Origin of the sequence: Protofrankia sp. Cas8 (assembly GCF_963555845.1) — a bacterium.
In the GTDB taxonomy this organism is placed as follows: Bacteria; Actinomycetota; Actinomycetes; order Frankiales; family Frankiaceae; genus Protofrankia.
Map to the genome: position 1 here is coordinate 32677 of NZ_CAUVXI010000031.1, position 3068 is coordinate 35744.

Below are 3068 nucleotides of genomic sequence, written 5' to 3' on the forward strand. Positions count from 1 at the left end.
ACCGTCGACGGATCGCGACCGCCTCCTCCGCCGACATCAGCGCCTCCGCTCGCCGGCCAACCTCCGAAAGGAATGCTGCCAGGTTGTTCAGGGAAGCAGCCAGGTCAGGTAGGAAGGCATCCGGCGACGTCTCAGCCAACCGCCGGTAGGTCGCGACCGCCTCCACCGCCCGTGTCAGCGCCTCCTCCCGCCGACCGCTATGGGACAGCGTAATAGCCAAAGCGCTCTTTTTGGCGGCCAGATCGGCGCTCGCGCGTGGCTCATTCATCGGATTCACCCCGCACCGTCATCTAGATGGCCGCGAAATCTACTTGACAATATTTTTCGCTGAAACTCTAGCCGAAGACTTTCGTCTATCAAGCTCTCGACCCTCTTGAGATCGGCGAGATCCTCGAGCCATTTATCCGCCTCCTGGTGTGCCGAATCGTCTATGTTCCCAATTTTTGACGATGAGTTTGCAGCAAATACGCGATTTGCAGGAAATTGTCTATATGCCGCGGCCAAGAGGGATTCTCGTCCGGCGACCATAATACCCGCCACAAATAGAGCACTTACCTCGCGCCAGAATTCCTCCGGCGTACCGGCATTCCACACCGGCTGACGACCTACTCCCACGCCAGCCGCATCTAGGACCTGCCGAGCCGAAACTGGAGTTGGGAACGCAGAGGCCAAAGCCTGGATTTCCCCCTCAGAAAGACTCAGAGGTTCAGGCGACCCGCCGGGGAACGACGGCCGCAATGGCACCGCCCGCAAGCTGGGCGGAAACGGCGGTGGGCGGTCCGGCTTACTCCGCTTCCCGGACACCGCCCCAGCGCCCGGGAACGCCGGCTCCACCGCCGGCTTCCCCCGCTCGCCCGCGGCAGCAGCGAGCACCACACGGCGTGCCACATCCTTACCGACACCGAACAGGTCAACCGAGACAAGCTGGGCGAGCAGACCCGGCCGCGGGCACTCCTCAATCCGGAACACCAGCAGCTTCCGCGCCCGACCCGACGGATCCGCCGCCCACGCCGCCTGCCACTCCGGCGCCGCGTACGCCGACGTCAGATAGGCCACCGACAGCACCGCGACCGTCCGGGCCGCATACTCGATCGTCCGGTGCATCTCGTCGACGAAGTGCGACCCGGCACCGAAATCCCACGCCTGGATCACCACCCGGTAGTTCGCCTCTTCCAATGTCCAGGCGATCCACTCCGCCCAGGCGTGGTCCACCCCGGTGTACGACACGAAGAAGTCCGGGTCGGTAACCTCACTGCCCCCCACGGTCACCCGCCCAGCATGCCACTATCACCCAACACACCAGGAACCAGCTATTCGACGGGCATCGGCCGACACCAGCCCGGGTCACGATGACAGCCAACGTGACAGCCCAGCCCACGAACAGCCACGGACACCGGCGTACCTCCCCAAACATCCGAGCCCAGGTCACCGGACTCGGCGCACGCGCGCGGACGTCCACGGAAGATCGCGAGCAAACTACGGATCAACGGCCCTCGGCGTGCCATTCGCATGCCAGTAGCAACGGTCAGCATGTGGTCTGATCTGTGGTCTCTGGCGAGAGCTGGACCGTTGCTGACCTGGGCGGGAGTGCTTTGGACCAGGTCAGCACCGGTAACCGCACAGGTTTCCCAAGCTTGCAACGCGGGTTCGATTCCCGTCGCCCGCTCCACTCCGGGCAAGATCTTTCAGACACGGTCCGATCAGGGCGTTTCGCCATGTCGGTCCCCAGGTCAAAGGGTGTGCGACCATGATTTTTCGCGCACCTGGAGACCTCAAGGAGGTTCAGGGCCGAGCCCCCGGGAACCCCCACGTACCTACGGCTGAGGGCTGGTTTTCCGCTTTCGTGCCCGCCGCGTGCCCGGCGGTCGGCAGCGGCCTGTCCGGTCGATGCCCTTGTAATAGGTCGATCGTGTCACGGCTAATCTTGCCAAACTGATCGTAGCGACTACACTGTAGTCGCATGACGAGGAAGGCTCCGACGCCGGTGCGGTTTGAGGCCACCGTGGCCGTACGCCTGCAGGCGTACGTGGCGACGCATCCGGGTCTTTCGCTGTCTTCAGCGGCGAACCGGCTGGTGGATGAAGGGCTGCGGACCACGGAACATCCTGGCATCACTTTCAGGGAGGGGTCGACGGGACGGCGGGCGGGTCTGGTCGGTGGGCCTGACATCTGGGAGGTCGTGCGAGCGGTCCGGTCCGCCCGGGCAGCCGAGCCGGAGCTGGCTGAGCATGCGCTGTTGTCCATGGTTGCGGACAACAGCGGTCTGCCGCTACGGCTGCTCCGCACGGCGCTGCGGTATTGGGCGGCCTACCCGGACGATGTCGACGCTGAGATCACCGCGGCTGATGATGCCGAGCAGGCGGCCGAGCGGGCTTGGCGGCGCGAGCAGGACCTGCTGGCCGGATGAGCAGCCCTCTCCTGCTCGACGAGATGCTCGGGGAGCGGATAGCGGCCCAACTTGTCGGGAGGGGGCACGACGTCCTGTCCGTTGTCTCCGATTTTTCGCTGATCTCGTTGCCTGATGACCAGGTGCTGGCGGAGGCTGCGCGTCAAGGACGCGCGCTGGTTACGCTCAACATCAAGGATTTTCTGCCGCTCGATGCCCAGTACCGGGCTGGCGGACGCTCACACGCCGGTCTCGTTCTCATCGCGACCAAATCCCTTCCACAGGACTGCGGCTTTGTCGGTGCTGTGGTAAGCGCACTCGACAAGCTGCTCCAGGAGCCAGGTGCCATCATTCCGGATCAGGTCGTGTTTCTACGACGCTGATCGCTGCCGCCGTCGATTTGTGCATTAGTTATGCGAGGTCGCTCATAGTAGGTGTCGCGTTTCGGCATCGCTCGTCTGCAACAGGCCTGCCACCTGGGCCACCCCGAGGCGAGGCTCATGAAAGAGCTCTGTGACGACCTGGAGGTCGGACAACCGCAGCGGATGGCCGGCTGAGTCCTGCTCCAGGACATACCGTGTCAGCGCGAGATCCACGGGGCCGCAAGGGAACACAGCGACCACACTTGAATCGGTTGTCCGGCCGTAGCCAGGAGGGTTGTGGCCGAATCGCAGTTGTTCCT

The 3068-nt window shown here is 64.0% G+C and carries 4 protein-coding genes and 1 pseudogene; 2 read left to right on the top strand and 3 right to left on the bottom strand.

Annotation, left to right across the window (positions count from 1 at the left end; genetic code table 11):
* Together U9977_RS07405 and U9977_RS07410 are read right to left on the bottom strand one after the other, a co-directional pair.
* The coding region (locus tag U9977_RS07405; RefSeq protein WP_322748439.1) for a tetratricopeptide repeat protein at positions 1 to 268 on the bottom strand (268 nt) is incomplete at its 3' end.
* A 5-nt stretch (positions 269 to 273) separates the two neighbouring features.
* The gene (locus U9977_RS07410) at positions 274 to 1269 is read right to left on the bottom strand and encodes a TIR domain-containing protein (protein ID WP_322748440.1); all 996 of its coding nucleotides are present in this window, start codon (positions 1267 to 1269) and stop codon (positions 274 to 276) included.
* Between the two features lie 691 nt (positions 1270 to 1960).
* Here U9977_RS07410 and U9977_RS07415 point away from each other — a divergent pair.
* Both U9977_RS07415 and U9977_RS07420 read left to right on the top strand, forming a co-directional pair.
* On the top strand, positions 1961 to 2407 hold the full coding sequence (locus U9977_RS07415; RefSeq protein ID WP_322748441.1) for a hypothetical protein: 447 nt from the start codon (positions 1961 to 1963) through the stop codon (positions 2405 to 2407).
* On the top strand, positions 2404 to 2769 hold the full coding sequence (locus U9977_RS07420; protein WP_322748442.1) for a DUF5615 family PIN-like protein: 366 nt from the start codon (positions 2404 to 2406) through the stop codon (positions 2767 to 2769). The genes U9977_RS07415 and U9977_RS07420 overlap by 4 nt, the downstream gene beginning before the upstream one ends.
* A 42-nt stretch (positions 2770 to 2811) precedes the next feature.
* Here the strand turns inward: U9977_RS07420 and U9977_RS07425 are convergent.
* A pseudogene (locus tag U9977_RS07425) lies at positions 2812 to 3068 on the bottom strand (transcriptional regulator); the annotation flags it as partial.